The organism is Amycolatopsis halotolerans (assembly GCF_042647905.1).
GTDB lineage: Bacteria > Actinomycetota > Actinomycetes > Mycobacteriales > Pseudonocardiaceae > Amycolatopsis > Amycolatopsis halotolerans.
This window is the reverse complement of record NZ_JBHRWI010000030.1, coordinates 38181-62084: the sequence shown is the minus strand read 5'-3', so window position 1 is coordinate 62084 and position 23904 is coordinate 38181. Positions and strand designations below refer to the sequence as shown.

Sequence of the window (23904 nt, the reverse complement as noted above, 5' to 3'; positions counted from 1 at the left end):
GGCGTCCTCTCTCGAATGCCCTCACGGGCTATCTGGTGAATGCGCCGCGTTTCACGGCGCGTTCAGCCCGCTGCTTCACCGAGGCCGGGACACGCCAGCCGGACGGAGAGCGGGAGTTCTTCGCGGAGCCGATCCGCGCCAGCAGGCGGTCGGCGGCTTGCAAGCGAACGTTCTCGGACTCGGACGGCAGTGCATCGCCGCGCAAGACCGAGCGCTCCGCCTCGCGCCGCAGTGCCGACGGAAGGTCGAAGCTGGCCGAGTCGGCTGCTGCTGCAGCAGCCCGCCGCGCGGCGTCTGCGGCTACCGTGTCGCCCCGTGCCACCGCGTCACGGATCGCGTCGGCCCAGTCATGGGTCACCGACAGCGCTCCGGCCTCGTCGTGCCCGAGCCAGGGCGAGACCCGGCACCGGCAGTACGGATGTCGAGGCGGGCGCTCCAGCTCGGACTCGACCAGTTCGCCGTCGGCGTTGTAGTCCATCGGCGGATACGCCTTGGCACCGAAGGTCAGCCGCCAGTCGAACGCGTCGCCCGGCTCGACCACATGACCGGATAACGCCAGGCACATCACGCACGCGTCGCGTTCGGCGATCCACACCAGCCGCCCGCCCACGTGCTCGGCAGCGGCGGCCAGTCCCTCGTTCAGCTCGTCGTTGGTGACGGTCCGCGCGGTGCGCTCTATGATGTTCCCGGCCTGGTCCGCGACGGCCAGCTGCCGGTTGACCGTCTTGAAGCTGCCGCGCCGCAACGACTCCACAAGGTCTGCCGCCTGCGCGAGCTTCGCCCGAGCCGCCGCAGTGGCCTCGTCGATGTGCTGGCCGGTCTCCTCCCGGATCTCGTTGCCGAGATTCCGTTGCGGAGCGTTGGCCTCGGCCAGGCCCTGCACCGCACCGAGAACCCGCGCACGATGCGCGAAGTCCCGCAGCGCAGGTGCCGGGGCAATGCTCACCTCACGAATACGCGTCGCCAGCTCGACCACGTAAGCGTCGAAGTCCTCACCGGACCGAAGACCGGCAGGCTTGCCGAAGCGCTGCGACCAGACCACGTGCGCCCACGACAGCGCCGACTTCAGCGCGTCCCGGACCGGACCGGCCGCGGCAGCCGCGGCTGCGTCCTCCAGCTGGAGCGCCTGCCCGTCGTGGGCCACGATCACGGCCGGGACGACGCTAACCGGTGCCGTCATCGCTCGGGCCCGTCACGTCGCCGATCATCTTGGCGATGACCGCCTGCACGCTGGCCGCGTCCATCAGGCCGCCGGCCACGGCAGTGGAGAAGTTCGCCACCGCGTCACCGAGCTGCGCGAGCAGCCCCACGCGCACGGTCAGCCCGCCGTCGCCCTCATCCAGCCAGCGCTTGACGTCCTCGGCCTTGTACCCGACCTCGGTCAGCGCCTGGTCGAGCGGGACGCCCAGCTCTTCCTTCTGCTTGGCCTGGGCGAGCTTCGTCGTTTCGTCGGTGGACTCGATCGGAGCCCACGAGATCGACACCGGGGCGTCATCCTGGCCCAGCAGCTTCAGCACGAAGCGGTAGAACGCGCGCCACGTGCCGTCAAACACGGTCTTGTGCGCCCGGCTCTTGTCGTCCAGAGGCTCGTTCGCGGTCTTCAGGCTCTCCCCGCTGGGGATCTGGCCCGTGCGGTCGAACATGTGCAGCGGTGTGGAGGACACCAGCGCGCCCTCGCGCAAGTACGCCTCGCGCGGGTCGAGGAACACGCCCGGGTCGCTCGGGTCGAGCTGCTTCACATCCTTGTAGCCCGTCAAGTCCCAGAAGGAGCCCGGCTCGCTCGATAGCTTGGATTTGCGGTCTCCGAGCGCGCTTTCCGTGCGCTGCCCATCCGGACTGGCCAGAAAGTCGTCCTCGTCCAGGTCGTCTACCGAGGACGGACCGACCTTCCCGGCGTCGCGCAGGCCCAGCCGCTGCGGCAGCGTGAAGAAGTCCACGCCCGCCATGTGCCCGATCTCCAGCTTCAGCAGCTTGTTCTGCGTCCCGTAGAAGCAGGCGTGCTCCGGCGTGCCGTACTCGCCGGGCAGGCCCGAGGCACGGAAGTGGAACACCGGCAGCTCGCCGTACGGGTTGTCCTCCTCGGCTGGGTCGCCGTCGGTCTCGTACGGTTGGAAGTCCCCGGCCTTGCTCGCCCGCGCGCCCTTCGAGATCAGGTGCTCGATGCGGTCGGCGTAGATCAGGTCGACCCGCGTGCGCTTCACGCCCAGCGGCGTCGTGACGCACCACTTCTGGATTGCGAACCGTTCCGCGCCGTCCTCGGCGTAGATCACGCGCATAGTCTTCGGGCCGTGCACCGAGATCTGCACTTCCCCCGCGACCACGCCGCCGCTCTCGTCAAGCACCGGCCACGCCATCAGGTAGCTGTCACCGAGCTGGAGCGCGCGGCGCATCACCTCGGGCCGGATCTGGGCCATGTGATTGGCCTCGTCCGCGTCCGCGATCATCTTCGTGCGCGCGTCGGTGTCGCTGGCAATCGACTCGATCCGCAGCTTGTTCGCCACCGCGTTGATCACGACGTTTCCGTGCAGGGTCTCGAAACTCACGCCCTGGTCGCGCAGCAGCCGCCGCACCCGCCGGGAGGTGAACACCTCTTCCACCGGACCGTCGGAATACGCTTTCGCCTTGTCGTAGCCCGATTCTGCGTCCTGCATGGACTTCAGGGCGTCGTCGAGATCCGCCACCGCAACCCCCTCACGCTGCTTCCCGCGCGCTCACCTGCTGCGGGGGCACGTCCTTAAGGAACACATCCACACCACTGCCGACCGCGTCCACGAGGTCGTCGTGCGCGCCGAGCGGGAAGCCGACCATCTGCGCTTCGAGCTGGTGCAGCCGCTGATGATGGAACACCCGGCCACGCTGGTATTTCGCCAGCAGCGATCCGGCGCGGACTTCCTTCGGCCGTGACTGCGACACCGTGCGCACTTTCACCGGCAGGTCGTGCAGGATCGCCAACCACGCGTCCCCGCCCTGGTTCGTCTCCACCAGCACGCCGCCGATGTCCGGGAACTCCGTCAGGATCTCCAGCACCAGCGACCGCAACTGCTCCCCCGGCGGGATCTTCACCTGCCGCGCATAGCGCACCACGCACGCCCGACGCGGGCCCGGCGCGGTCGCACCGACCACCGCGAGCCCGGTGTAGTCCGACTTCGCCTTGGTAGTCACGGCAGGGTCGATGCTCAGCAGCTGGTGCGTGATCGGCAGGTCCTCGCGGTAGGCGAAGTCATCGCCGGACCAGAAGGCGGTGTCCGCGGCCATCGGGTTGTTCCGCATCTGGGACCGGAAAGACCGCGTGTGCCGCACGGTGTTGATCCAGTCCATCGGCCAACGCTCCGGCCAGAGGCTGCGCTCGGTGCCGTCGTCGTCGGTCTGGATGATGTCGTAGTAGCGCGGCACCAGGTGCTCGTCGTCCACGTACTCGGGGTACTTTTCGCCGCGCTGTTTCGCGGCCACGTCGTCGATGATCGCGCCCGGGATCGCGACAGTGCCCGCCATCGTGACCGAGGCGAGGTTGTTCATCGGCAGGATGCCCGAGGTGATCGTCTTGAGCCGGTTTTCCTTCTGTGCCGGGCTGTAGTTGCCCTCGGTGCCTTCGACGTCGTCGAGGATGATGTGATCCGGCCGCCGGTTCTCGATCTTCAGACCGAGCACCTGCGAGTCGATCCCCCGGGCAGCGAACACAAAACCCGAGACCGACACGTACATGTGCTGCGAGTCCGACACCGTGGTCCCGGACGGACGGCGGGCCGCGACGCACAGCCGCGGAAAGTCCGCGCGCAGCAGCTCGTTGCCCTCGACCTCGCGCTTGAACGTCCCGAGGTGGTCCGTCGCCTGGGTGTCGCTGTTCGCGAACGCGGCGATGAACTTCCGGTGCCCGTGCGCCGCGAGCCACATCGGGATGATCAAGAACCACCATGTGCTCTTGCCCAGCCCGCGCGGCGCGATGATCGCGTCCCGCAGTGCCCCCGGTTCGTACGAGCTGATCGGCCGGACGTACCGCTTCGCCAGCTCGCACCACTCGAAGTGCGCTTCGGAGAACGTGATCTCGTCCCCGGTCTCCTGGCCCTTCAGGTGTCGCGGCAGGTAGACCAGCGCGAACAGCAACGGGTCCAGCCGGGTCAACAGCCGGCGGCCTTCCGGATCGTCCAGCAGCCTCCGGTCGATACTGGCGAGGTGGGCAACGAGATCGAACATTGCTCACCACCCGTAACGACCGCGCCTGCCCGCCCGACCTAAAGGCACCAGACCGAGCAGGGAGTGATCAATGGCGATCGAGGTTCACAACCACGGCGACAAACACACGTACGAAAACGCCGCGATGTTCAACGTGAACAACGGACACCTGTACGTCTACAGGCAGGGAAGCACCGTCAGCCCAATCGCCGTGTTCGCTCCCGGCGAATGGACCAGTGCACACGAATCTGACAGCTACAAGGACGAATCAGCCGGGCCGTCCGTCTACTGAGTGAGGTGCCCTCCGCGTCCTGCCAGTGCGCTGGCCTGGGCCGAGGGCTCTGCCCGACTCCGCCAGGCAGCCGCTCAGCCCCAGGTCTCGGCGAACAGCCGGACGTTCGGGTTGGCCTGCGACATGTCGTGATGCGTGACCGGGTGCCAGAACTGCACGAGCGCGGTGCCCGGGTAGTTCTGCGCCGCGGTGCGCGGCACGTCGCGCTGCAGCCGGTACCAGAGGTCCACGTCCTCGTAGCCCCAGCCCTCGTAACGCTCGTCGAACCCGCCGACCTTCTCGAAGGTGACGCGGGTGAACGCGATCGGGCCGACGCACGGCGAGGAGAACCGCTCGCCGAATCCGGCGGCGACCTGGCTACCGGCCTCGATCCAGCGCGCGGTGTCCTCTTCGGACAGGCCGACGCCACGGTCAAAGAGCAGCGTCCACGGCTGGCCGTCCAGCTCAGTCGCTGCCCATCGAACGGTAGCGACGCACGGCAGGAAGTCCGCGCCGAAGAGCACGAACCGGTCGTACTCGGCCGGGGCCAGGCGCACGGCCTGGTTGACTGCCCGGCTCACGGAGAACTTGCCGCGCTCGGTGAACAGTGGGTCAGCGGCAACGATCAGGTCGCAGTCGGTCCGCTCCCAGAGCTTCCGCACGCAAGTCCAGACTCGTTCGCGCGGGCCGTTGTCGGTGCCCCACGGCACAATCACGGCAGTGCTCATTCGCTGGCCTCCCGGCAATCCCAGTGCTCCGAAGCCCATTCCTCGACGACGGGCTCAGCTCCGGTGGTGAAGACTCCGCAGTGAAGGCAGTCGCCTTGGTACCAACCGGGGCCTCGGACGCTCTCTGTGTCCTCGAGGATGAGAACCCAGGGCGGACAGTCGGTGTACACGCTCATCAGCACGGCCCGCCCGTTCCGGCGTCCGGCAGCTCAGTCCACCGGCCCGGCTCGACGCTGTGCGGCCGGTGTGCCTCCCGGTACCGCAAGACGTGCGATTCCGACGCCACAGCCTCGTCGCCGAGCCGCAGCGTCACCAGCGGGCAGCACCCCACGCCTTCCTCGAAGAAGTCCTGCGACGCGTAGGTGAGGATGCGCCTCGTCTGCTCGTCGGTGAGCGTGTGTTCCTCGCCGCCGCGGTGCTCGTCGCTGAAGCACACGAACGCGATCATGAGTACGCCTCTTCCCACCGGTATGCGTTGCCTTCGATCGTTCGGCCAGCGGCCCATTCCCGGGCCTGCTTGCCCAGCTGCTCGCGCGCCTCGGCGTCGTTCACGAGGTCGTGCAGGTGCTCGGCCCAGTCACCGGCGAAACGCGCGACGGGGCCAGCGGCGGCGTGAGCGGTGTAGGGGGATCCTGGCCATACGGACACGATGGACGGGATGCCGAGCGCGGACATCTCCACCAGCGCCAGGTCGGACTTCGCCTCGTTGAAGACCGACGGCCGCAGCGGGATCACCGCCACGTCGAAGTCGACGGCGCGCAGGAAGTCGCCGACGGCCTCGTGCCAGCCAGTCCAGCGGGTCCGGCCGTGCCGCGTGGCGACGCGCTCGTGATACGGCGCACCCATCGCGTGGAACTCCACGCGGTCGCGATTGCTCGGGTGCTGCAGGAACCGGCGCAGCGGCTTGGCCAGCTCGCCGAAGTCTCTTCCATGGCTCAGCCCGCCGCGCCAGCCGATCGTCACCAGGTCGCCGGCACTCGGGCGCTCGTGGCCGAGCAGCCACGCCGGAATCATGTTCGGCAGCACGTGTATTGCCGCGGTCGGATTGACCGTGCGCGCGTGCTCGGCGAGCCGGTCCGTCGTCACCGTGATCACGTCCGCCACGGCCATGTTCTCGTGGTAGCGGCGCACGGTCTCGGCGTCGTAGAAGCGGTGCGCCGCTCTGTTCGACGGGTCCACGGCGGACAGAAGGTCGTCGGTCTCGAACACCAGCTTGGTGTGCCCGGCGCGCGCAATCTTCTGCCAGGTAACCGACGCGCCCTCGTTGCAAGTGCGCTGGCCGATCACCACGTCGCACTCGCCGCTCTTCGCCGCCGCAGGCAGCGCGCCGTCCAGCATCACGTCGTGCCCGCGCTTCGCCAGCTCCGCACCCGGCAGCATAAGCCGGTAGTAGCCGCAGCCGGACCGGTCGGCCAGCCATCCGAAGATCTTCACGAGCACCCCAATCGTGATCGGCGAAACTGAAACGCCAGGCGGGGCACGTGCGGCCTACCAGCCATGACTGAGAACGTGGCTTTGCCGTCCGGCTCCGAGCCGGATCTGATCCACCTGCGCAATGTCGGGCAGATGACGAACATGTCGGATCAGCAGATCTGGCGAGACGCCATGTCGGAATGCGTCCGACTCGATCGGTCCTGGACGCTCATCGCGGCAGCGCTCGGACTGTCGAAGGAGGAGCTGCGCAAACGATTCCGTCCGGTGCCCGGCCGCTACGTCGATCCCATTTCCCACAACGAGTGGCATGTGCGCAGCGCCGAGCAGATCGTCATCGCCATGCCGAACACCGGCGGTCAGACGCCATACGACGGCAGCGCCGACCAATTCGTATGGATGGCCGCTCGCGACAAGCTAGTGATTCAGCTCGACTGACTCTCGCCGGTCATCTCGGCTTCCCGCTGCTGCACCTGCTCGCGGGTCTGGCAGATCAGCGCGTCCAGCTCGGCCGGGCGCGGCGGGGTCTTGTCCTCGTACTCCGCTTTGGTCGGCGCGTCCAGCCCGAGCAGCTTCGCCAGCCGTTCGTACGCCTTGAGCATCCGGTCATAAGCTTTGAGCTTGAGTTCCTGGTCGATGACCGGAACCCCGTCGACCAAGGCGACCTTGCCCATTGATACGACCGGAGCGTCGGACCTCAGGACCTCGCGGCAGTCGGCGATCACGCCCTCGATCTGCTCCAGCTGGATCTGTCGGTACTGCGCGGCGGCCGGGGCGAGGAACTTCTTGATGTCCGCGTCGCGCCAGTTCTGGACCGTGGTGTGCGAGACGCCCATGATCTTCGCGATCTCGCGGTCGGTCTTGCCGTCCAGTTTCAGCTGCCACGCTCGGGCGTGCTGCTCGGCCTTCTTGGCCGGGTTCGGGTTTCCTTGGGGTACCGGCATTTCGACACCCCCGCCCGCGAACCTGACTGCTGGATACTGTTGTGCCCCAACAATGAGATCAAATCACAGCTTGAATTTCTGCAACAATCACGCGGTTGCTGCGAGCGGTCGCGACATCCAGCACGCGGTACCGCCGCGGACCGGTCGAGCCGGGGTTCACCGGTTCCAGCGTGGCCAGCAGACGGAACAACGTCGCGCGGCTTACCGGCTTCGCGCTCCAAGCCCGCCAGTTCTCCAGCAGTTCCGCCGCCGTGCCGGTGACCCGGGATGCGAACTCGCGGCGGTCCGCCAGGGTGCCAGCGACGTCATAGGGACGGCCACACGGGGTGCAGTACGCGAGCCGGGCCTGCGGGTTGCCGTACACCGCCGCCCCGCACTCGCAGGTCCCCAGCAGCACGCGGTCCCTGGCGCGCCGCCCTACCGCTGCCCGCACTCGCCCAACCAGATCCGCGGCCACTGTGGCGAACTCGTCGGCACGGGAGAACTCCGCCAGCAGCTGCCGCAGCGACGCGAGCCATGCGATCGTTTCCGCCGCCCGAGGGTCGGGCCACCGCCGGTGCGGGAACTCCTGCTGAACCTCGAACGCCCACGCCACCAACGCACGCGCCGACTCGTCCCGCAGCCTCGCCGCCGACTCGTCGAACGGCAACGGACGCTCCCGGCTGCTGGACCGGTGGGTGCGCGGCCCGCCGCCTCCGCAACTGGTCCCCCGGACCGCCGAGTCCTCCAGGTCGTCCCACATGTCCCCCAGGGCTCGCAAGTTCGCGAGCAGGGCAGCCAGACACCCAGAGCACACCACGTCGCTGGGATAGCGCACCGGCCGCCCGCATCCGGCGGTCTCGCACAAGGGGTTTTCGCGCTGCACGGCTGCCTCCTGACTGGCGCTACCGGACCACCGAGTCTAGCAGTTTCGTGTATGTGACAAGGGATTCGCGGCAACCGCCAGCCTTCACGAGGCGGCGTCCCAGTGCGGGCAGATCTCCCGGTTGTCGCTGGCTTCGCGGACCACACGGCCCCGACTGTCCACTTCGTACACTGCGGGGTAGGACTCGTCCGGCGGAAACCGGAACGTCAGCCGTGCACGATCGCCGCAGGCGCAGACGACGATCGTGGTGCCCGGCCTTGCCAGCCAGTCCAGGGCTTCCTGCAGAGTCATGTCGGCGGTCCCTCTCGTCGGTCTTTCGGTCGGTGGTGCTGCGGCCCGTGCCGCGGTGGTGCTCCACGGGGTCCCCTAAAACCCCCGTGGAGCACCACCCGCGGAGCACTTGGAGCACCTGCGGAGCACTTGATGGAGCACCACACACGGAGCACTTGAGCAGTCACAAGGCGTACATCTTCTTGGCGTTGTTGGGGCCGTTCTCGATTTTGATCAGTCCTTCCTCGACCGCCAGGTCCCGCACGGTCTGGGTGCGGCGGGCGCTCAGCGCGAAGTGCTCCGCGGCTGCGTTGGTGCCTACGCCCGGGTTCTCTTCGGCGAACCGCTGCAGCCGGTAGGCCAGCTCGGCGTTGGTGGCCTCGCGCTGCTCTTTCATCTCGTCGGCCGAGCGCTGGGTCACCTGCTGGCGCTGCTGGCGCATCCGGACCTTCGGCTCCGCGCCCGGCTCTACCTGTTCGTCGGTCACGGCCAGGGAGGTGACGGGGTCGCCGTCGTCGTCAAACAATGGCCCGTCCTCGTCGTGCAGGTGCACCGGGACCAGCCGCACGCCGAACTCGTGGCGCTCGCCTTCCTTGAACTTGCGCACGAAGACGGTGGAGCGCAGCCCTTCGTCCTGGTCGCCCTCGGCCTGCAGCGCGAAGTCGCCCAGATCCTTGATCACCTGGCTGCCCCGTCCGCGGTCGGCGGCTTCCTCCGAGGTCCCGGTGTGGTGCACCGTCATCACCGTGGCGTCCTGCTCGGCCGACAGCCGCCGCATGGCTTCCGAGACCTGCTTCATGTCGGTGGAGGAGTTCTCCTCCAGCCCGGCCGTGACGTTCGAGCGGGTGTCGTAGACGATCAGGTCGGGGGTCCAGCCTTCCGGCAGCCGCTGCACCAGCTCGTGCGCCGCCAGGATCGGGAACGGCTCGTCAACGATCAGGACGTGGTCGTCCAGCGCTTTCAGCTCGGCCGCTTTGTCCGGGGCGAACCAGCCGTGCTCGTACAGCCAGACGTCCATGCGGGTCCGGAAACCGCCGCCGCCCTCGGCAGCGATGTACAGGACCCGGCCCCGGCGGACCCGGAACCCGTGCCAGTCCTCCAGACCGCCCGCGATGTGCATCATCGCGTCGATCAGCACGAACGTCTTGTACGAACCGGACGCTCCGAACAGCTCGCCCGTGCCGCGCTTCGGGATGCATTTCTTGATCAGGTATTCGTGCGAACGCCGCACCAGCTCGGTCCGCCGCTTCGGGACGGCGGTGGGCGGGACCATCGAAGCGGCTAGCTGGGTCTGGTGCCGTGCGCGGGCTTCCTCCTCGTCGCGCAGCTCGGCGACCCGGCCGGCGATCCGCTGGTCGCGTTCCTGCTGCGCGGCGGCGTCCCAGTCGAACGGCACCAGGCCGGTGGTGTCGGGGTTTTTCTTGCTGGGGTCCAGAGTCCAGCCTGCTCCGAGGTGGTCCGATACGTCGTGGTGGTCCTGCTCGGTCCGCGACTGCCACGCACGGATCCGGTCGCTCGGCACCCCGGCCTGCAGCAGGTCGGCGGTCACCGCGTTGACGAACTTCGTGCCGGTCTCGTCGCGGTCGCGCACAACGTGGATCTCGCGAGCGTCCTTGAACCATCGCCCGTAGCCGTAACGAGAGCGCCAGTTGTCGCCGCCGCCGCTGTTGCAGGTGGCTACCTCGCCCAGCGCTTCCAGCGCGTGCACGTCCTTTTCGCCTTCGACGATCCAGACCCGGCAGCCCTCGGCGATCCCCTTCAGCAGCTGGGGAAGGCGGTACGGGACGCGATCGCCGTCCGGCACACCCGACGGCTCGGTGCGGAAGTCCTTGGGCTCGAACCGGATCTGCGCGTACCGATACTCTCCTTTCGGACCGTGGTAGACGTACCGGGCGATCTCCTTGCCCCGGCTCGCCGCACGTTTCTTCTCGGGCTTCGCTGACCGCTCGGTGCGCTGGGCGCGGCTCGGCGCGGCTTTCTTCTCCGGGTCGATCGGCTCGAACATCTGCCGAGTCGATACTTCCAGCTCGTAGATGATCTTTCCGAATTCGCACCCGGCCTTGCAGTCCAGATAGACCCGGCTCTTGCCGCGGTTGTCGTCCCGGCGCGTAACCGACAGCGAAGCTTTGTTGTCGGCGTGCGCCGGGCATTTCGCATACCACTGGTCGCCGTCGCCTCGCTCGATTTCCAGCAGCGACAGGATGTAGTCCAACCCGCATTCTTGCGCGCTTGCTGTAGCGCGCCGCGTGTTACCGTTTTTCCTGGGCACGTTCGGGGCCCTTTCACGCTCGATGGACGGTGTTTCTTCGGTGGGACGGGGAAATCAGCCGTCCATCGGCTTGTCCGGGACCGGGAGCGCGCCCAGTCGCTGCAGTTTTGCGGTGAGCTTGGCGTGGCGCTCCAGCAGCCGCGCCACGAATGCGGGGTCGGCTTCTTGCCGCGCTTGCTGCCGGGCCCGCGCATAGTGCGTCCGGCAGAGGTCTTTCGCGACTTTGGGTCGGGTGCATCCTTCGCGCCCACAGGGCTGTTTCTGGTTCGTCATCGCGCCGCCTCCTCGTCTTCGGCCCGGCCGAAGACCAGGGTCAGCAGCTCGCGGTACTCCGCGGTCGTCATCTCGGTTTGAGGGTTCGGGTCGGTCGAGTTCGGCACTGCGCGCTCCTTGAGCTGGCGCAGACCGGCCGCGCACACAAGTGCCACCATCTGGGTGGTCACCTGGGTACGCGGCCGGTTGGAACCGCTGACACGTCGCCCGCGAGGGAGCGCGCCTCTAGCCCGTGTTTCTCGTCCCGGATCCCGTTTTTACGAGCGGCCAGATCCCACAAGGCCGGACCTGGCCGAACGCCTCTGATTCTGTCAATCAGGGTCGGGGCAGCGGCACCACCGCTGCTAATCCGCTTCCATCCGGGGTGCCGTGGCTCGGCTGCCCCTCACGGGTCTTGTACCGTCGGTCGATCTGTCTGGGACTAGTGAATCATGCGACGGGACAGGTAATGTGCGCTTGCTTTCATCATGGGAGTGCGTCACACCGCTGCAGTCTTGTTTACTTTGTGTGCGATTTCCAACGCGGACAGCATATCGTGCAGACGCTCTAGACCGTTGTACTTTTCGAGCGTTTCCCTTCCGATCCCCGCCTGATTTACGATCTCGAACAGCGCTCCTTCGCCATAGACCTCGGTCATCTCTCCGAGAGTCTCGCTTGCTTCGTCTACGAGCCTCATCCGGTCCAGGCAGTCCGAGGCCAACTCGCCCAGACCGCGATCAAGGTCGGCTAGGTGTTTGTTTTCGTATTCTCTCGACATCCCCGATACTCGCTCTCAGTGTGCCGCAGGCTGGTCCAGCGGCGTCCTCAGAAGCTAGAACACACGAGAGGCGGGTAGGATGTTTCGTCAGGCTAAGTAATAAAATTCTGGCAGCTCAGCGCCGATTCAGACGAGGAAAGATACTCGCATTCAGGCGGCTCGAATCACGACGTCAAAGGGCAAGCCGAGGCCCGGAACCCGTTCAGAGTGGCGCTTTGGACCCGCTGGTCTTCAACGCACCGGCGAGCCCGACGTCGGCCAAGGCCTGCCGCACCAGCCGGGCCGCTGCCACCGCGACGCTGAAGTCCGCACCGTCGGGCGGGTCGAGGTCCATGATCAGATCGGTCTGGCCGACCGGCTCCACTCTCGTCAATGCGGGATGCAACTCGACCGCACGCTGATTGCCGAACCACAGCAGCGTCCGGCGGTCGTTGCACAGGCCGTAGGTGACTGTCCGTTGTGAACTCTCCGCCCACAGTTTCGCCCGCGGCACCCACTCCGGCGTGTACTTCGGCAGGTTCTTCTGCATGAACGCGTCCTGCCCGCGCAGCACCCGCATCACCGACAGCGGACGGTCGCGCAGCACCGGCAGCAACCGGTCCGAGACGGCGTCGAAGTAGTCGACGAGGTCGCGCTTCGTCACCCCGGCGTCGACGAACAGCTCCTGGTCGAGGTTGGTCAGGGAAACCCCTTCGCGCACCTCATCCGCTTTGCTCATGCATCAACTTTTGCCCACCACCGCAACCCGGTCAACCACTTAGACGAGCGGTTTTCCTTTCCGCAGCCGCCGCCGGAAGTCGGCGAGGCAAGCGTCGTACGGGAAACGCCGCACCCGCAACGGAAGCCGTTCGACCATTCGGCCGATCCCGCGCGTCAGCCGATCGAACCGGCGCTGATCCGCGGCCGACCACGGCAGCCGCATCTGCTCGCGGAAGACCTCCGGCAGGAACCCGGTCGTGATGAACCGGTGGAACCGTCCGAAGAGGAGAGACACCGGCCGCGGCAGGAATTCCAGATTCGCGATGGCCGTGAGGTACTCCCGCATCCGGTCGTCGATGTCCACTTGGGCCAGTCCGTCCGCCCAATACGCGGCGAAGTCGTCCGGCCAGTCCTCCGAGCGCACCTGCAGCGTCGTGCCCAGCACCGCGGCCTCGGCGTACCACGATTCCGGCGCGGGCCGGCCGAGAAACGCACGATGCACGTCCTCCACGCCGTGACACAGGCAGGCGGCGACCCACAGCTGAAACTCCCGGTCGAAAGCGCGGTACTGCACCGGACTCGCCTCGGTCGAGACCACCTGCGCGTGCACCGCGTTCACCGCTCGCCGGTACGCCGCCCGGTCAGCGTCCGTGCCCAGCACGGCGACCGCGAGGTAGGTGACCGTGGTGCGCGTGCGTTTCAGCGGATGCTTGAAGAGATTCCCCGAATCGACGCGGCTTTCCAGCACGCCGTAGCCGACCTCCGGCCGGCCCAGCTGCATGATCACGTTCGCGCCGCCCGCGAGCAGGCTGACGCCGAGCATGCCGTCCTGGAGCATCCGTCCAGGGGAACGCCTCCGTTGACACGTTGTCAAGAGTTGTCAGGCCCGCACGACCCGCACGTCCGACACCTCCAGCAAGCCGTCCAGGTGCACGCGGGCCCGCGTCTGCGCCGGATCAACGACGAGCCCGTCGCGCCGGACCAGGTCGAGCACGTGCGCCGCCAGCGGAAGCACCATGTGCCGTCCCCAGCAGCGTTCGTTGCTGTGCCCGAACGGGAGATAACCGGGGTGGTTGTCCGGGTCCAGCGCGGCCCAGCGGCTCGGCCGGAACTCGTCGGGCGCGTCCCACAGTTCGGGGTCGCGGTGGCTGAGCAGCGGCAGCAGCAGGACGTCGTCTCCCGGGCCGATCCGAGCGTCCACCTCGGCGAACTCCGGCGAACGCACGCGCAGGATGTTCCACGACGGCGGCAGGAGACGGAGCGCCTCGTTGAGCACGTACTCGGTCGGCACATCGTCGTCGAGCGGCGAACTGAGCCACAAGGCGTTCGTGACCAGCGCGGCGACGGTGAAGCAGATCGGCCCGGCCACACGCCGGTAGAGGTACATCGCGAAGCGGCGCTGCTCGAAGGTGTCCGCTTCCAGCACCATCCGCGCCAACGCGGACAGCGCGACCTCGGGCGCGGGCCGTCCCCAGAGCGCGGCGCCGGTGGCGACCGCGGCCCAGGTGATCTTCGGCGTGAGCTCCAGCCGGCGGTCGACGAGGACCCGGAACCGGCGCTGTTCGCGGCCGAAGACCAGGTCACGCAGGTAGTTGTGCGGCACGGCGGGCCAGGTTCCGGCGAGGCTGGCGTCGCCGAGCGGCTTCTTGAGCGCGGCCCGCACGTCCGCGCCGACCGCCCGCATCAGCGCGGACGATTCCGGCCGCGTGACGACCCGCCCGCGCACCGGCTTGAACGTCGGCCGCTCCTCGGCGTTCGCCGGCCGGCTGCGCAGCAGCGCGTCCATCAACTCGGCCCCGGCGACGCCGACTGTGTCCGGTTCCAGCCGAAAGAAGGATTTCCCCCGATAACGGTCGAACAGTTCCTGAATCCGCGGCGCGAATACCACTTGCCGCACTTTGTTCCGTTCAGCGGGAATGGTCACCGAACAACTCCTCGTGAGCGGCGACACCAACCGGAACCGGGAATTCCGGAACCGGCCGGCGCCGCCCTGATGAGACCGTCAGATCCAGCCGTACCAGGCGTAAGACTTCAGGCTCTTGCTCGGGAGGGCCTTGCGCACGAGACGAACAAGCTTCACGGAAATGCCTCCGTCTTCTCGGAAAGTTCGACCGCACTCGCGGCCGCTGCCGACAGTACGACGAATTCCCGGGAATGAGCGCCAAGACAACCTGAACGGCCCACTCGGCTGGTTCTGTTCGGGAGCGCCAGGTCGACGGTTCGGGAATTCCGGTCCAAATTTCTTGGCGAATACGCGGAGGCGTCGGTATCCTTCGCGACCCGCTAAAGCACCGACTGGGCGAACTCGATGAGCGCACGGGCCGCGGGCCCAGCCGGACCGTCGGACCGCCACGCCAACGCCAGTTGCCCCCGCAACTCCGGTCGCAGCCGCAGGGTGTGCAACTCCTCGGCGTAGTAGCGCGCCAGCGACAACGGGACCAGCGCCACCCCGAGACCGCGCATCCCGAGCTTGGCCAGCACGTTCGGGTCGCTCGCCTCGATCGTCACCCGCGAACGCAGCCCGGCCGCCGCGAAGCCGCGATCCAGCACACCGCGCATCCCGGTTCCCTTCGGCAGGCAAATCAACGAGCGTTCGGCCAGCTCCGCCAAGGTGATCGAGGCACGGTCTGCGAACTCGTCCCGCAGCGAAGTGACGGCGACGAGTTCCTCGTCGAGCACGATCTGCGTGGTGAGCCCAGCGGGCACGCCGTCGGCCAGGCCGATCACCGCGGCGTCCAGCCGTCCTTCGCGCAGCGCGTCGACCATCAGGTCGGAATTCGCTTCACTGAGCGTGATTTCCACTCCGGGGTACCGCTCGGCGAACTCGGCCAGGAACTCCGGCAGCTCCACCGGTCCGAGGGAAGTCACCATCCCCATCGCCACCTGGCCTCGCACCAGACCCTCGTGCTCCGCGACCGTCTCGCGCACCGCCGCGACCGCCGCCAGCGCGGCCCGGGCGTGCGGCAAAGCGGCCTCGCCGACCCCGGTGAGCCGTACTGTGCGGCCGGACCGATCGAACAACGGCTGCCCCAGCTCGCGCTCCAGCCGCCGGATCTGCGCGCTGACCCCGGGCTGCGCCACGTGCATCCGGGCCGCCGCACGGGTGAAGTTCGCTTCCTCAGCGACCGCGACGAAGTACTCGAGCTGATGCAGTTCCATAACCAGTAATTCTAGCTGTCGGAACTAGTATCTCTTGGACTTATCGCCGAACTGCCAGCACGCTGAAGGCATGCAGACGTTCACCCCAGACCAGGCCGGTTACCGCGAAGAGGTCGCCGGATTCCAGACCGGCATCACCTCCACCCCACAGCTGGTCGTCGCCGCCACCAGCGCGGACGACGTCGCCGCTGCGGTCCGGCTCGCGGCCGAACGCGACCTGCCGGTTTCCGTGCAGGCGACCGGACACGGCCTGCGGGCGCCGGCCGAGGGCGTGCTGATCTCGACGCGGCGGATGACCGGCGTGACCGTCGACCCGGACCGCGCCGTGGCGCGCGTCGAAGCCGGAACCACCTGGGGCAGCGTCATCACCGCCGCCGCGGAACACGGGCTCGCGCCGCTGAGCGGTTCGGCTCCGGGCGTCGGCGTGGTCGGCTACACCCTCGGCGGCGGTTTCGGTCTCCTCGGCCGGCACTTCGGCCTGGCCTCGGACCGCGTCCGCTCCGCCGAGATCGTCCGGCCCGACGGCACTCCCACGACCGGGCCGATCGACGCCGGGATCGTGACCGCGCTGGAGTTCGACCTCGTCCCGGTGACCACGCTGTACGGCGGCGGACTGTACTTCGACACCGCCAAGATCCCGGACGTCCTGCGCACCTGGCGCGACTGGACCGCCGACCTGCCGGACACCGTCGGCACCTCGGTCGCGATGCTGCCGTACCCGGATCTGCCGATGGTGCCGGAACCGTTGCGGGGCAAACACATCGCGCACATCCGCGTGGCCTATCTCGGTTCCGGCGGCGACGAACTCGTCGCGCCGCTGCGCGCGCTGGGCCCGCTGCAGGAAACGCTCACCACGATGCCGTTCACCGACTCCGGCAAGATCGCCGCGGAACCGCCGAACCCGCACTCGTACCTCGGCGACAACCGGGTGCTGCCGACGCTCCGGGACGACGTGCTGAGCACCGTGCTCGACCACGCCGGCCCGGGCGCACCCGTCCCGACTGTGCTGATCATCGACCTGCTCGGCGGCGCGTACCAGCGCTCGACAGCGCCGGACTTCACCGCCGATTCGCGCTACACCGTGCGCGCGCTGTCGGTGATCGAGCCGGACGCGGCGACCATTCAGGCCGCGCACGCCAAGCTGTTCGCTCCGCTGGACCCGATGTCGACCGGGCGGCTGCGGAGCTTCGTCTACGGACAGCCGCTGAGCTGAGTCAGCGTTCGAGAACGAAGACCGGGATCACGCGCTCGGTCTTCTTCTCGTAGTCCGCGAAGCCCTCCGCGTGCGCCACCATTCCGGCGTACAGCCGGTCGCGCTCGGCGCGGTCTTCCACGAGCTTCGCGGTCGCCGGGAACTTGTCGGTGCCGATCTCGACCGTGACGGACGGGTTGGCGACGAGGTTGTGGTACCAGTCCGGGTTGGTGTCCGCGCCGCCCTTGGACGCGACGACTACGATCCGGTCGCCGTCGGTGGTGTACACCAGCGGGCTCACCCGCTGCTTGCCGCTCTTCGCACCGGTGTGCGTGATCAGCACCATGTTCTTGCCCTCGAACATGCCGCCGACCTTGCCCGCGTTCGCGCGGAACTCGTCGATGATCTGCTGGTTCCAGTCCGACATCGGAGAACTCCCCTGTTGATGATGTAACAACAAACCTAGGATCGCGCGAATCGGGCTGTCAACACACGCGCAGGTACTGTCGCGACATGGTCACCGAGCCCGGCCCGACCCTGGACGACGGGGTCCGCGAACTGCTGCTTCTCATGCCCCGCATCGTCGGGCGCGCGAAGCGGACGCCGCCGCCTCCGGAACTCGACGACGTCGCGCTCGCGCCGCGACATCTGTCGCTCCTGGCCTACCTGTTATTCGACGGCCCGATGACGGTCAACGAGCTCGCCGGGCGGCTCGAAATCGCGCCCACCACAGCGAGTCTGATGGTCGGCGACCTCTCGCGGCAAGGCGTCCTGGAGCGCACCGAGGACCCGAATGACCGGCGGCGCACCATCGTGAGCATCCACGAGGACAAACGCCCGGCCGTCGACGCGTGGCTCGCGCGCGGCGCGAAGGCTTGGGAGGAAGCGTTGCGGCCGTTGAGTCCGGGCGAGCGGGCCATGGTGATCAGGACGCTGAAGACCTTCGAGCAGTACGGCTCGTGAGTGGCGGTGCCGGTTAGGGCGCACAGTGTTCCGGCTGCCTACGGACCCCGCTGCCCGAATGCCGCATCGGGGTTTTCTCGGTAGCGGCCGCTATAACAAGGAACGCGACACCTTCCCCTCCTCGCCTGGCCGCGTCCCGCCCTGCGGGCACGTCCGTGAGGGGAACCCTGAGGGACTCAGAGTCCCTCAGGGTTCCCCTCACGGACAGTCAACGGGAACGAAGAAAGCCCGCGGCTACCGAACGGCTCGCGAGTGGCGATCCCGGTGAGAACAGACATCGCCACTCACGAGGCGACTAGCCACTTCGCCTGCGGACCCGCGCACGCCCGAGGCCACGCCGCGTCGTGCTGGTACCACCACGCCTCGCAGGCCCGCCCGTCCGGCAGCGTGTAGCGCGGCGGCCCCGGCACCCGGCGCAATCCGGCGGCTTCCAGCGAACGGCCGCTCGCGACGTTGCCGACCTCCGCGCCCGCGCGCACCCGCGAAAGCCCGAGATGTTCGTGCGCCAGCACGAGACCGGCGGCGAACAGGTCGCGACCGAACCCCTGTCCGCGATACTCCGGCGCGAGATAGCCGCCGGTTTCCGGGCCGCCGTCCTCGCCCGCGTGCACGCTCACGAGCCCGGCGCAGCGGCCCGCCGCGAGATCGATCGCGACGACGTCCACCGAATGCGGGTCCGGCGTGGTCCAGTCCGGTCCGGTGCCCGGGACGACGCGCAGCGCCTCGCCGCGCATCGGTTCGGCCACCACGGAGTCGGCCAGCCAGCCGAGCCAGCGCTGCGCGGCCGGATCGCTGCCGCCCGCGACCGCCGCCGCGTACTCCCACGCGGTGGGGGTGCGGAAAAGGAACCGGCCGAACGCGAAGGCGTGCCCCCGGCGGTCGCAGGTGCGTTTCGCCATCAGCCGTCCGCGGCGGGTCAGCCGGCTCGCCAAAGGTGCATTGCTCACAAACGCCATCGCGCCGGAAATGCTACCCCTCGCCTCTTGAGCCGGTCCGCGGCCGACGCGCTCGGAGAAACCTGTCTCCGCCGCTGTCGCCGGATTGGCGACCATCGGCACTGTATGGTGACCGGGTGACGGCCGTACCGGAAGCAGCCGATGCCGACGGCGGGCGCGCGGCCCAGCCCCGGCACCTCATTGTGTCGGTCTACGGCGTGCACCATCTGACCGGCGGCGAATGGCTTTCGGTCGCCTCGCTGATCGATCTGCTCGCCGCGGTCGGGGTCGACGAGCCCGCGGTGCGGTCGTCGATTTCCCGGCTCAAACGGCGCGGGGTGCTCGAAGCCGTGCGCCGCGACGGATCCGCCGGGTACGAATTGTCCGGTACGGCACTGGATTTGCTCCGCGAGGGCGACGAACGGATCTTCCGCCGCGACCGCGCGAAGCTCGCCGACGGCTGGCTGCTCGCGGTGTTCTCGGTGCCGGAAGCCGAACGGCACAAGCGGCACGTGCTGCGCACTCAACTGTCCCGGCTGGGCTTCGGCACCGCGTCCTCAGGCGTCTGGATCGCGCCGGCGCACCTGTACGAGGCCACTGTCGGCACGCTGGAGCGCCTCGGGCTCGCCGAGTACGCCGACGTGTTCCGCGCCGAGCACCTCGCCTTCGGCGACCCGCGCGAGAAGGTGCGCGAGTGGTGGGACCTGGACCAGTTGGACGAGCTGTACACGGCGTTCCTCGAAGAGCACGAACCCGCGCTGCGCCGGTGGCAGCGCCGCCGCAGCACGCCCGCGGACGAAGCGTTCGCCGATTACCTGCGCGTGCTCACCGGCTGGCGGCGGATGCCGTACCTAGACCCGTGCCTGCCCGCGGAATTGCTGCCCGAGGGCTGGTCAGGCATCCGTGCCGCGGAGTTGTTCTTCACGCTGCACGACCGGCTCGAGGAAGCCGCGCGCACGCACCTTCAGCGGTTGACCACCGCGTAGCCCTGCACTTCCACCAGCGCCTCGACGTCCCACAGCCGGTTCACGCCGATGCCCGCCATCGCCGGGTAATCCGCGCCCACCAGCCGCTTCCACACGCGGCCGATCTCGCGCGCGTTGGCCTTGTAGTCGTCCATGTCGACGATGTAGACGGTCAGGCTGCACAGGTCCGCGGGTTCGCCGCCAGCCGCGCGCAACGCGGTCAGCAGGTTGCCGAGTGCGCGCTCGAACTGCTCCACGACGCCTTCGCCGACGATCCGGTTGCCGGAGTCCAGCGCGGTCTGCCCGGCGAGGAACACCAACCGGCCCTGTGCCGCCACCGCGTGCGAGAACCCCGACGGCTTGCCCAGCTCGGGGGGATTGATCCGCTCCATGCTGGGGAGCGTAACCCATCTATCGTCTTCTTGACGACCGTACTTCACACGACATACCCTGAGCGACGTGCGGATCTCAGTAGTCGGCGGCGGGCCAGCGGGCCTCTACTTCGCCGTGCTCGCGAAACAACTCGGCCCGGACCACGAGATCACGGTCTGGGAGCGCAACGCGCCGGACGACACGTTCGGCTTCGGCGTCGTCTTCTCCGACGAGACGCTCGGCGGCATCGAGCACGCCGACGCGGCCGTGCACGAGGCGATGAGCCGGGAGTTCGCGCGCTGGGACGACATCGACGTGCACTACCGCGACACCGTGTCGACTTCGGGCGGGCACGGATTCGCCGCGATGAGCCGCAAACGGCTGCTCGCGATCCTGCAGCAGCGGTGCCGGGAAATGGGCATTGATGTCCGATTCCGCAGTACCGCGCCGGATCCGGCCGAGCTGGCCGCTTCTTCCGATCTCGTGGTCGCCGCGGACGGCGTGAATTCCGCGGTGCGCACGGCGTTCGCCGATTCGTTCCGGCCGAGCGTCGAGACCCGGCAGTGCCGTTACATCTGGCTCGGCACCGACCTTGTCTTCGACGCGTTCAAGTTCTACGTGCTCGAAACTCCGCACGGAATCATGCAGGTCCACGGCTATCCGTACGGCCGCGACGGCAGCACGTTCATCCTGGAGATGCACGAAGACGTGTGGCAGCGGGCGTTCGGCCCGATCGCCGCCACCGGACTCGGTCCGGGCGAAAGCGACGAGAGGTCGATCGAGCTGATCCGCGAACTGTGCGGTGACATTTTCGACGGGCATCAGTTGCTGGCCAACAACTCCAAGTGGGCCACCTTTGGCACGGTCCGCTGCGAAAGCTGGGTCCACGACAATGTCGTGTTGCTCGGCGATGCGGCGCACACCGCGCATTTCTCGATCGGTTCCGGCACGAAGCTCGCCATGGAGGACGCGCTCGCGCTCGCCGCGTGTCTGCACGAGCAGCCGAGCGTTCCGGAAGCCCTTGCGGCGTACGAAGAAGAGCGTCGGCCGGTCGTCAATTCTACGCAGCGGGCGGCGCAGGCGAGCCTGGAGTGGTTCGAGAATCTGGCGCAGTACACGCATCAGGAACCGGAGCAGTTCGCGTTCAACCTGCTTACCCGCAGCCGTCGCGTCACCTATGACAACCTGAAGCTGCGCGACCGGGAATTCGCCGCCTCGCTGGATCAGTGGTTCGCCGATTCGCTCGGCGCTTCCGTCGCGCCGCCGATGTTCCAGCCGGTGCGGATCGGTTCGCTGGAATTGCCGAACCGGATCGTCGTGTCGCCGATGGACATGTACTCCTCGGTCGACGGCGTGCCCGGCGAATTCCACCTGGTACACCTGGGAAGCAAGGCACTCGGCGGGGCCGGGATGGTGATGACCGAGATGATCTGCGTGTCCGCCGAAGGCCGGATCACGCCGGGTTGTCCCGGGCTTTACACCGCCGAGCAGGAAACCGCGTGGAAGCGGATCGTCGAGTTCGTGCACCGCGAAACCCCGGCGAAGATCGGGTTGCAGCTGGGACATTCCGGTCGCAAGGGCTCCACGAAACTGATGTGGGACGGCATTGACGACCCGCTGCCGGAAGGCAACTGGGAAGTCTGCGCACCGTCCGCGCTGCCGTATTCGCCGAATAACCAGACGCCGCGCGAGCTGAGCGTCGCCGAACTGGGCGAGATCCGGGATCAGTTCGTTGCTGCGGCCGAAGCCGCCGCGCGCGCCGGGTTCGATCTGCTGGAACTGCACTGCGCGCACGGCTATCTGCTCTCGTCCTTCCTGTCCCCGCTGACCAACCAGCGCACCGATTCCTACGGCGGCTCCCCGGAAAACCGGCTGCGCTTCCCATTGGAGGTCTTCGACGCGGTCCGCGCCGTGTGGCCGGCCGACCGTCCGCTGACCGTCCGGATCTCCGCCACCGACTGGTTCGAGGGCGGCAATGACTCCGACGAAGCCGTGGCCATCGCGCAGGCGTTCGCCGAACACGGTGCGGCCGCGATCGACGTATCGACCGGTCAGGTGGTCAGCGAAGAGCAGCCGAAGTTCGGCCGCAGCTACCAAACGCCATACGCGGACCGAATCCGCAACGAGGTCGGCCGTCGCTACGGCACCGCGGTGATCGCCGTCGGCGCGATTTCCTCTTACGACGACGTGAACTCGCTCATCCTCGCGGGACGCGCCGACCTGTGCGCACTCGGCCGCACCCACCTGTTCAATCCACAATGGACTCTGCACGCGGCTGCCGCGCAGGAGTATCCGGTGGCGTGGCCGAAACAGTGGGCGGCGGGCAAACGCCCACCGCAGACCGGCCGCACCGACGGGCCAGAGCCACGACTCGACCTGGTCCGCACCGGCGGCCACCAAACCGCCCATGCCCGCTGGCGACCGGAGGACGCCCGATGAACGCCTTCGCTTTCACCCCGGAACAGACCGCCTACGCCGCTTCCGTCCGGAAGATCGCCGCCGAACAACTGGTCGAACTGGCCGCCGCCGGTGCCGAAGGCGCGGTAAACCGACCGTTGCTGAAGGCAATGGGATCGCACGGCCTGCTCGCCCGGCTGTTCCCCGGTGTCGAAAGTGGACAGCCGACCCGGCAAGCCGCTGCCACCGATCTGTGTCTGCTGCGGGAAGCCCTCGCCACGCAAAGCACCGAAGCCGAGACCGCCTTGGCGTTGCAGGGCTTGGGCAGCTACCCGGTACTCCAGTCCGGTTTGGACGAACAGGTCCGGCGCTGGCTCCCCGCCGTCGCCGCCGGTGACGCCGTCGCCGCCTTCGCGCTGACCGAACCGGACGCCGGATCCGACGCCGCCGCCCTGCAACTGGCCGCCGAACCAGACGGTGACGGCTGGCGACTCACCGGCACGAAGATGTGGATCTCGAACGCGCCCGAAGCCGACTTCTACACGGTCTTCGCCCGCACCACTCCCGACGCCGGTTCACGCGGCGTCAGCGCTTTCGTCGTCCCCGGCGACCGCACCGGCCTCAGTGGCGAGCACCTGGATTTGGTGAGTCCGCACCCGATCGGCACCGTGGTCTTCGATGGCGTCCGGGTAAATCGCGACGAACTGCTCGGCGAGGAAAACCGCGGATTCGCCGTAGCAATGCGCACTTTGGACCTGTTCCGCCCTAGCGTCGGCGCCTTCGCCGTCGGCATGGCCCAAGCCGCCCTCGACGCGACAGTGGAGTACACAGCTTCGCGCGAAGCATTCGGCGGCCCGTTGGTGAAGCAGCAAACTGTGGCGCACACGCTGGCCGAAATGGCGACGCGAACGGAAGCTGGCCGTCTGCTGGTCTACGCCGCCGCAGCGGCTTACGACGCGGGCGAGCAGGACCTGGCCGGTCGCGCGGCAATGGCGAAGTTGTTCGCGACCGAGACCGCGCAATACGTCGTGGATCAAGCGGTGCAATTGCACGGCGCACGAGCGTTGCGGCGAGGGCATTTGCTGGAGCATTTGTATCGAGAGGTCCGAGCGCCGCGCATTTACGAAGGCGCGTCGGAGATCCAGCGGACGATCATCGCGCGGTCCCTGCGGCGGCGCGGATGAGCCGTCATTCGGTGTACCCCTCGCACCGAATGCATCCGCGCCGCCTGCTGGTGTTCTAAC

The 23904-nt window shown here is 68.0% G+C and carries 27 protein-coding genes and 1 pseudogene; 7 read left to right on the top strand and 21 right to left on the bottom strand.

Going from position 1 to position 23904, the window contains the following annotated elements; all coding sequences use genetic code 11:
* Window positions 1-28 precede the first annotated feature (28 nt).
* Genes ACFORO_RS25865 through ACFORO_RS25855 form a run of 3 tightly spaced genes read right to left on the bottom strand, consistent with a single transcriptional unit; the run spans window position 29 to window position 4191 of the window.
* The gene (locus ACFORO_RS25865) at window positions 29-1180 is read right to left on the bottom strand and encodes a hypothetical protein (protein WP_377869037.1); all 1152 of its coding nucleotides are present in this window, start codon (window positions 1178-1180) and stop codon (window positions 29-31) included.
* Complete coding sequence (locus tag ACFORO_RS25860; RefSeq protein ID WP_377869036.1) at window positions 1164-2681, bottom strand: hypothetical protein; 1518 nt, start codon at window positions 2679-2681, stop codon at window positions 1164-1166. Before ACFORO_RS25860 ends, ACFORO_RS25865 begins: the two co-directional genes overlap by 17 nt.
* A gap of 10 nt (window positions 2682-2691) precedes the next feature.
* Complete coding sequence (locus ACFORO_RS25855; protein WP_377869035.1) at window positions 2692-4191, bottom strand: hypothetical protein; 1500 nt, start codon at window positions 4189-4191, stop codon at window positions 2692-2694.
* A 70-nt stretch (window positions 4192-4261) separates the two neighbouring features.
* Between ACFORO_RS25855 and ACFORO_RS25850 the strand changes: the two genes are divergently transcribed.
* Window positions 4262-4462 (top strand): hypothetical protein, encoded by a 201-nt coding sequence (locus ACFORO_RS25850; protein WP_377869034.1) that lies wholly within the window; start codon window positions 4262-4264, stop codon window positions 4460-4462.
* A gap of 74 nt (window positions 4463-4536) precedes the next feature.
* On the opposite strand, the gene ACFORO_RS25845 is transcribed toward ACFORO_RS25850, so the two are convergent.
* The 3 genes from ACFORO_RS25845 to ACFORO_RS25835 all read right to left on the bottom strand — a co-directional run bounded on the left by ACFORO_RS25845 (window position 4537) and on the right by ACFORO_RS25835 (window position 6603).
* Window positions 4537-5169, bottom strand: coding sequence for a galactosyltransferase-related protein (locus ACFORO_RS25845; protein WP_377869033.1), 633 nt, complete (start codon window positions 5167-5169; stop codon window positions 4537-4539).
* Window positions 5170-5344: 175 nt separating this feature from the next.
* Window positions 5345-5617, bottom strand: coding sequence for a hypothetical protein (locus ACFORO_RS25840; RefSeq protein ID WP_377869032.1), 273 nt, complete (start codon window positions 5615-5617; stop codon window positions 5345-5347).
* On the bottom strand, window positions 5614-6603 hold the full coding sequence (locus ACFORO_RS25835; RefSeq protein ID WP_377869031.1) for a hypothetical protein: 990 nt from the start codon (window positions 6601-6603) through the stop codon (window positions 5614-5616). Before ACFORO_RS25835 ends, ACFORO_RS25840 begins: the two co-directional genes overlap by 4 nt.
* Window positions 6604-6666: 63 nt before the next feature.
* Here ACFORO_RS25835 and ACFORO_RS25830 point away from each other — a divergent pair, with 63 nt between their 5' ends.
* On the top strand, window positions 6667-7038 hold the full coding sequence (locus tag ACFORO_RS25830) for a hypothetical protein (RefSeq protein ID WP_377896644.1): 372 nt from the start codon (window positions 6667-6669) through the stop codon (window positions 7036-7038).
* On the opposite strand, the gene ACFORO_RS25825 is transcribed toward ACFORO_RS25830, so the two are convergent.
* From ACFORO_RS25825 to ACFORO_RS25770, 12 genes and pseudogenes are all read right to left on the bottom strand, one after another.
* The gene (locus ACFORO_RS25825; RefSeq protein WP_377869029.1) at window positions 7026-7544 is read right to left on the bottom strand and encodes a helix-turn-helix domain-containing protein; all 519 of its coding nucleotides are present in this window, start codon (window positions 7542-7544) and stop codon (window positions 7026-7028) included. The genes ACFORO_RS25830 and ACFORO_RS25825 overlap by 13 nt on opposite strands.
* A 58-nt stretch (window positions 7545-7602) precedes the next feature.
* Window positions 7603-8409: a hypothetical protein gene (locus tag ACFORO_RS25820; RefSeq protein WP_377869028.1), complete on the bottom strand. Its 807-nt coding sequence runs from the start codon at window positions 8407-8409 to the stop codon at window positions 7603-7605.
* 84 nt (window positions 8410-8493) lie between these two features.
* A complete protein-coding gene (locus ACFORO_RS25815) occupies window positions 8494-8700 on the bottom strand; it encodes a hypothetical protein (RefSeq protein WP_377869027.1) in 207 nt (68 codons plus the stop codon).
* Window positions 8701-8863: 163 nt separating this feature from the next.
* Window positions 8864-10891 (bottom strand): AAA family ATPase, encoded by a 2028-nt coding sequence (locus ACFORO_RS25810; RefSeq protein ID WP_377869026.1) that lies wholly within the window; start codon window positions 10889-10891, stop codon window positions 8864-8866.
* Window positions 10892-11002: 111 nt separating this feature from the next.
* Window positions 11003-11221: a hypothetical protein gene (locus tag ACFORO_RS25805; RefSeq protein WP_377869024.1), complete on the bottom strand. Its 219-nt coding sequence runs from the start codon at window positions 11219-11221 to the stop codon at window positions 11003-11005.
* Window positions 11218-11379 (bottom strand): hypothetical protein, encoded by a 162-nt coding sequence (locus ACFORO_RS25800; protein WP_377869023.1) that lies wholly within the window; start codon window positions 11377-11379, stop codon window positions 11218-11220. Before ACFORO_RS25800 ends, ACFORO_RS25805 begins: the two co-directional genes overlap by 4 nt.
* A 320-nt stretch (window positions 11380-11699) precedes the next feature.
* On the bottom strand, window positions 11700-11858 hold the full coding sequence (locus ACFORO_RS25795; protein ID WP_377869022.1) for a hypothetical protein: 159 nt from the start codon (window positions 11856-11858) through the stop codon (window positions 11700-11702).
* A gap of 334 nt (window positions 11859-12192) precedes the next feature.
* Window positions 12193-12696: pseudogene (gene ligD / locus ACFORO_RS25790) on the bottom strand (non-homologous end-joining DNA ligase LigD); the annotation flags it as partial.
* A 39-nt stretch (window positions 12697-12735) separates the two neighbouring features.
* Window positions 12736-13515: an oxygenase MpaB family protein gene (locus ACFORO_RS25785; RefSeq protein ID WP_377869021.1), complete on the bottom strand. Its 780-nt coding sequence runs from the start codon at window positions 13513-13515 to the stop codon at window positions 12736-12738.
* A gap of 42 nt (window positions 13516-13557) precedes the next feature.
* Window positions 13558-14601, bottom strand: coding sequence for a cytochrome P450 (locus ACFORO_RS25780; protein WP_377869020.1), 1044 nt, complete (start codon window positions 14599-14601; stop codon window positions 13558-13560).
* Window positions 14602-14679: 78 nt separating this feature from the next.
* Window positions 14680-14757, bottom strand: a complete 78-nt coding sequence (locus tag ACFORO_RS25775) for a tryptorubin family RiPP precursor (RefSeq protein ID WP_350539724.1) — start codon at window positions 14755-14757, stop codon at window positions 14680-14682.
* A 203-nt stretch (window positions 14758-14960) separates the two neighbouring features.
* A complete protein-coding gene (locus tag ACFORO_RS25770) occupies window positions 14961-15836 on the bottom strand; it encodes a LysR family transcriptional regulator (protein WP_377869019.1) in 876 nt (291 codons plus the stop codon).
* A 70-nt stretch (window positions 15837-15906) separates the two neighbouring features.
* On the opposite strand from ACFORO_RS25770, the gene ACFORO_RS25765 reads away from it, so the two are divergent.
* Window positions 15907-17049: an FAD-binding oxidoreductase gene (locus ACFORO_RS25765; protein ID WP_377869018.1), complete on the top strand. Its 1143-nt coding sequence runs from the start codon at window positions 15907-15909 to the stop codon at window positions 17047-17049.
* 1 nt (window position 17050) lies between these two features.
* Here the strand turns inward: ACFORO_RS25765 and ACFORO_RS25760 are convergent, their stop codons facing one another.
* Window positions 17051-17455 carry a nitroreductase family deazaflavin-dependent oxidoreductase gene (locus tag ACFORO_RS25760; RefSeq protein ID WP_354743186.1) on the bottom strand — a complete coding sequence of 135 codons (405 nt, stop codon included), beginning with the start codon at window positions 17453-17455 and terminating at the stop codon, window positions 17051-17053.
* A gap of 86 nt (window positions 17456-17541) precedes the next feature.
* Between ACFORO_RS25760 and ACFORO_RS25755 the strand changes: the two genes are divergently transcribed.
* Window positions 17542-17991 (top strand): MarR family winged helix-turn-helix transcriptional regulator, encoded by a 450-nt coding sequence (locus tag ACFORO_RS25755; RefSeq protein ID WP_377869017.1) that lies wholly within the window; start codon window positions 17542-17544, stop codon window positions 17989-17991.
* A 284-nt stretch (window positions 17992-18275) separates the two neighbouring features.
* On the opposite strand, the gene ACFORO_RS25750 is transcribed toward ACFORO_RS25755, so the two are convergent.
* Complete coding sequence (locus ACFORO_RS25750) at window positions 18276-18947, bottom strand: GNAT family N-acetyltransferase (RefSeq protein ID WP_377869016.1); 672 nt, start codon at window positions 18945-18947, stop codon at window positions 18276-18278.
* A gap of 116 nt (window positions 18948-19063) precedes the next feature.
* On the opposite strand from ACFORO_RS25750, the gene ACFORO_RS25745 reads away from it, so the two are divergent.
* Window positions 19064-19912, top strand: coding sequence for a PaaX family transcriptional regulator (locus ACFORO_RS25745; protein ID WP_377869015.1), 849 nt, complete (start codon window positions 19064-19066; stop codon window positions 19910-19912).
* Here ACFORO_RS25745 and ACFORO_RS25740 read toward each other — a convergent pair.
* The gene (locus ACFORO_RS25740) at window positions 19891-20283 is read right to left on the bottom strand and encodes a RidA family protein (protein ID WP_354743178.1); all 393 of its coding nucleotides are present in this window, start codon (window positions 20281-20283) and stop codon (window positions 19891-19893) included. The genes ACFORO_RS25745 and ACFORO_RS25740 overlap by 22 nt on opposite strands.
* A 67-nt stretch (window positions 20284-20350) precedes the next feature.
* Between ACFORO_RS25740 and ACFORO_RS25735 the strand changes: the two genes are divergently transcribed.
* Together ACFORO_RS25735 and ACFORO_RS25730 are read left to right on the top strand one after the other, a co-directional pair.
* Window positions 20351-22702 carry a bifunctional salicylyl-CoA 5-hydroxylase/oxidoreductase gene (locus ACFORO_RS25735; protein WP_377869014.1) on the top strand — a complete coding sequence of 784 codons (2352 nt, stop codon included), beginning with the start codon at window positions 20351-20353 and terminating at the stop codon, window positions 22700-22702.
* Complete coding sequence (locus tag ACFORO_RS25730; protein WP_377869013.1) at window positions 22699-23844, top strand: acyl-CoA dehydrogenase family protein; 1146 nt, start codon at window positions 22699-22701, stop codon at window positions 23842-23844. The genes ACFORO_RS25735 and ACFORO_RS25730 overlap by 4 nt, the downstream gene beginning before the upstream one ends.
* The last annotated feature ends 60 nt before the right edge of the window (window positions 23845-23904 follow it).

What these genes read in the sequence shown, in the direction of transcription:
- ACFORO_RS25865 (WP_377869037.1), bottom strand. Translation starts at nt 1,180, where the DNA reads ATGACGGCACCGGTTAGCGTCGTCCCGGCCGTGATCGTGGCCCACGAC.
- ACFORO_RS25855 (WP_377869035.1), bottom strand. Translation starts at nt 4,191, where the DNA reads ATGTTCGATCTCGTTGCCCACCTCGCCAGTATCGACCGGAGGCTGCTG.
- ACFORO_RS25850 (WP_377869034.1), top strand. Translation starts at nt 4,262, where the DNA reads ATGGCGATCGAGGTTCACAACCACGGCGACAAACACACGTACGAAAAC.
- ACFORO_RS25845 (WP_377869033.1), bottom strand. Translation starts at nt 5,169, where the DNA reads ATGAGCACTGCCGTGATTGTGCCGTGGGGCACCGACAACGGCCCGCGC.
- ACFORO_RS25840 (WP_377869032.1), bottom strand. Translation starts at nt 5,617, where the DNA reads ATGATCGCGTTCGTGTGCTTCAGCGACGAGCACCGCGGCGGCGAGGAA.
- ACFORO_RS25830 (WP_377896644.1), top strand. Translation starts at nt 6,667, where the DNA reads ATGACTGAGAACGTGGCTTTGCCGTCCGGCTCCGAGCCGGATCTGATC.
- ACFORO_RS25825 (WP_377869029.1), bottom strand. Translation starts at nt 7,544, where the DNA reads ATGCCGGTACCCCAAGGAAACCCGAACCCGGCCAAGAAGGCCGAGCAG.
- ACFORO_RS25815 (WP_377869027.1), bottom strand. Translation starts at nt 8,700, where the DNA reads ATGACTCTGCAGGAAGCCCTGGACTGGCTGGCAAGGCCGGGCACCACG.
- ACFORO_RS25805 (WP_377869024.1), bottom strand. Translation starts at nt 11,221, where the DNA reads ATGACGAACCAGAAACAGCCCTGTGGGCGCGAAGGATGCACCCGACCC.
- ACFORO_RS25800 (WP_377869023.1), bottom strand. Translation starts at nt 11,379, where the DNA reads ATGGTGGCACTTGTGTGCGCGGCCGGTCTGCGCCAGCTCAAGGAGCGC.
- ACFORO_RS25795 (WP_377869022.1), bottom strand. Translation starts at nt 11,858, where the DNA reads ATGACCGAGGTCTATGGCGAAGGAGCGCTGTTCGAGATCGTAAATCAG.
- ACFORO_RS25785 (WP_377869021.1), bottom strand. Translation starts at nt 13,515, where the DNA reads ATGCTCCAGGACGGCATGCTCGGCGTCAGCCTGCTCGCGGGCGGCGCG.
- ACFORO_RS25770 (WP_377869019.1), bottom strand. Translation starts at nt 15,836, where the DNA reads ATGGAACTGCATCAGCTCGAGTACTTCGTCGCGGTCGCTGAGGAAGCG.
- ACFORO_RS25765 (WP_377869018.1), top strand. Translation starts at nt 15,907, where the DNA reads ATGCAGACGTTCACCCCAGACCAGGCCGGTTACCGCGAAGAGGTCGCC.
- ACFORO_RS25760 (WP_354743186.1), bottom strand. Translation starts at nt 17,455, where the DNA reads ATGTCGGACTGGAACCAGCAGATCATCGACGAGTTCCGCGCGAACGCG.
- ACFORO_RS25755 (WP_377869017.1), top strand. Translation starts at nt 17,542, where the DNA reads ATGGTCACCGAGCCCGGCCCGACCCTGGACGACGGGGTCCGCGAACTG.
- ACFORO_RS25750 (WP_377869016.1), bottom strand. Translation starts at nt 18,947, where the DNA reads ATGGCGTTTGTGAGCAATGCACCTTTGGCGAGCCGGCTGACCCGCCGC.
- ACFORO_RS25740 (WP_354743178.1), bottom strand. Translation starts at nt 20,283, where the DNA reads ATGGAGCGGATCAATCCCCCCGAGCTGGGCAAGCCGTCGGGGTTCTCG.
- ACFORO_RS25730 (WP_377869013.1), top strand. Translation starts at nt 22,699, where the DNA reads ATGAACGCCTTCGCTTTCACCCCGGAACAGACCGCCTACGCCGCTTCC.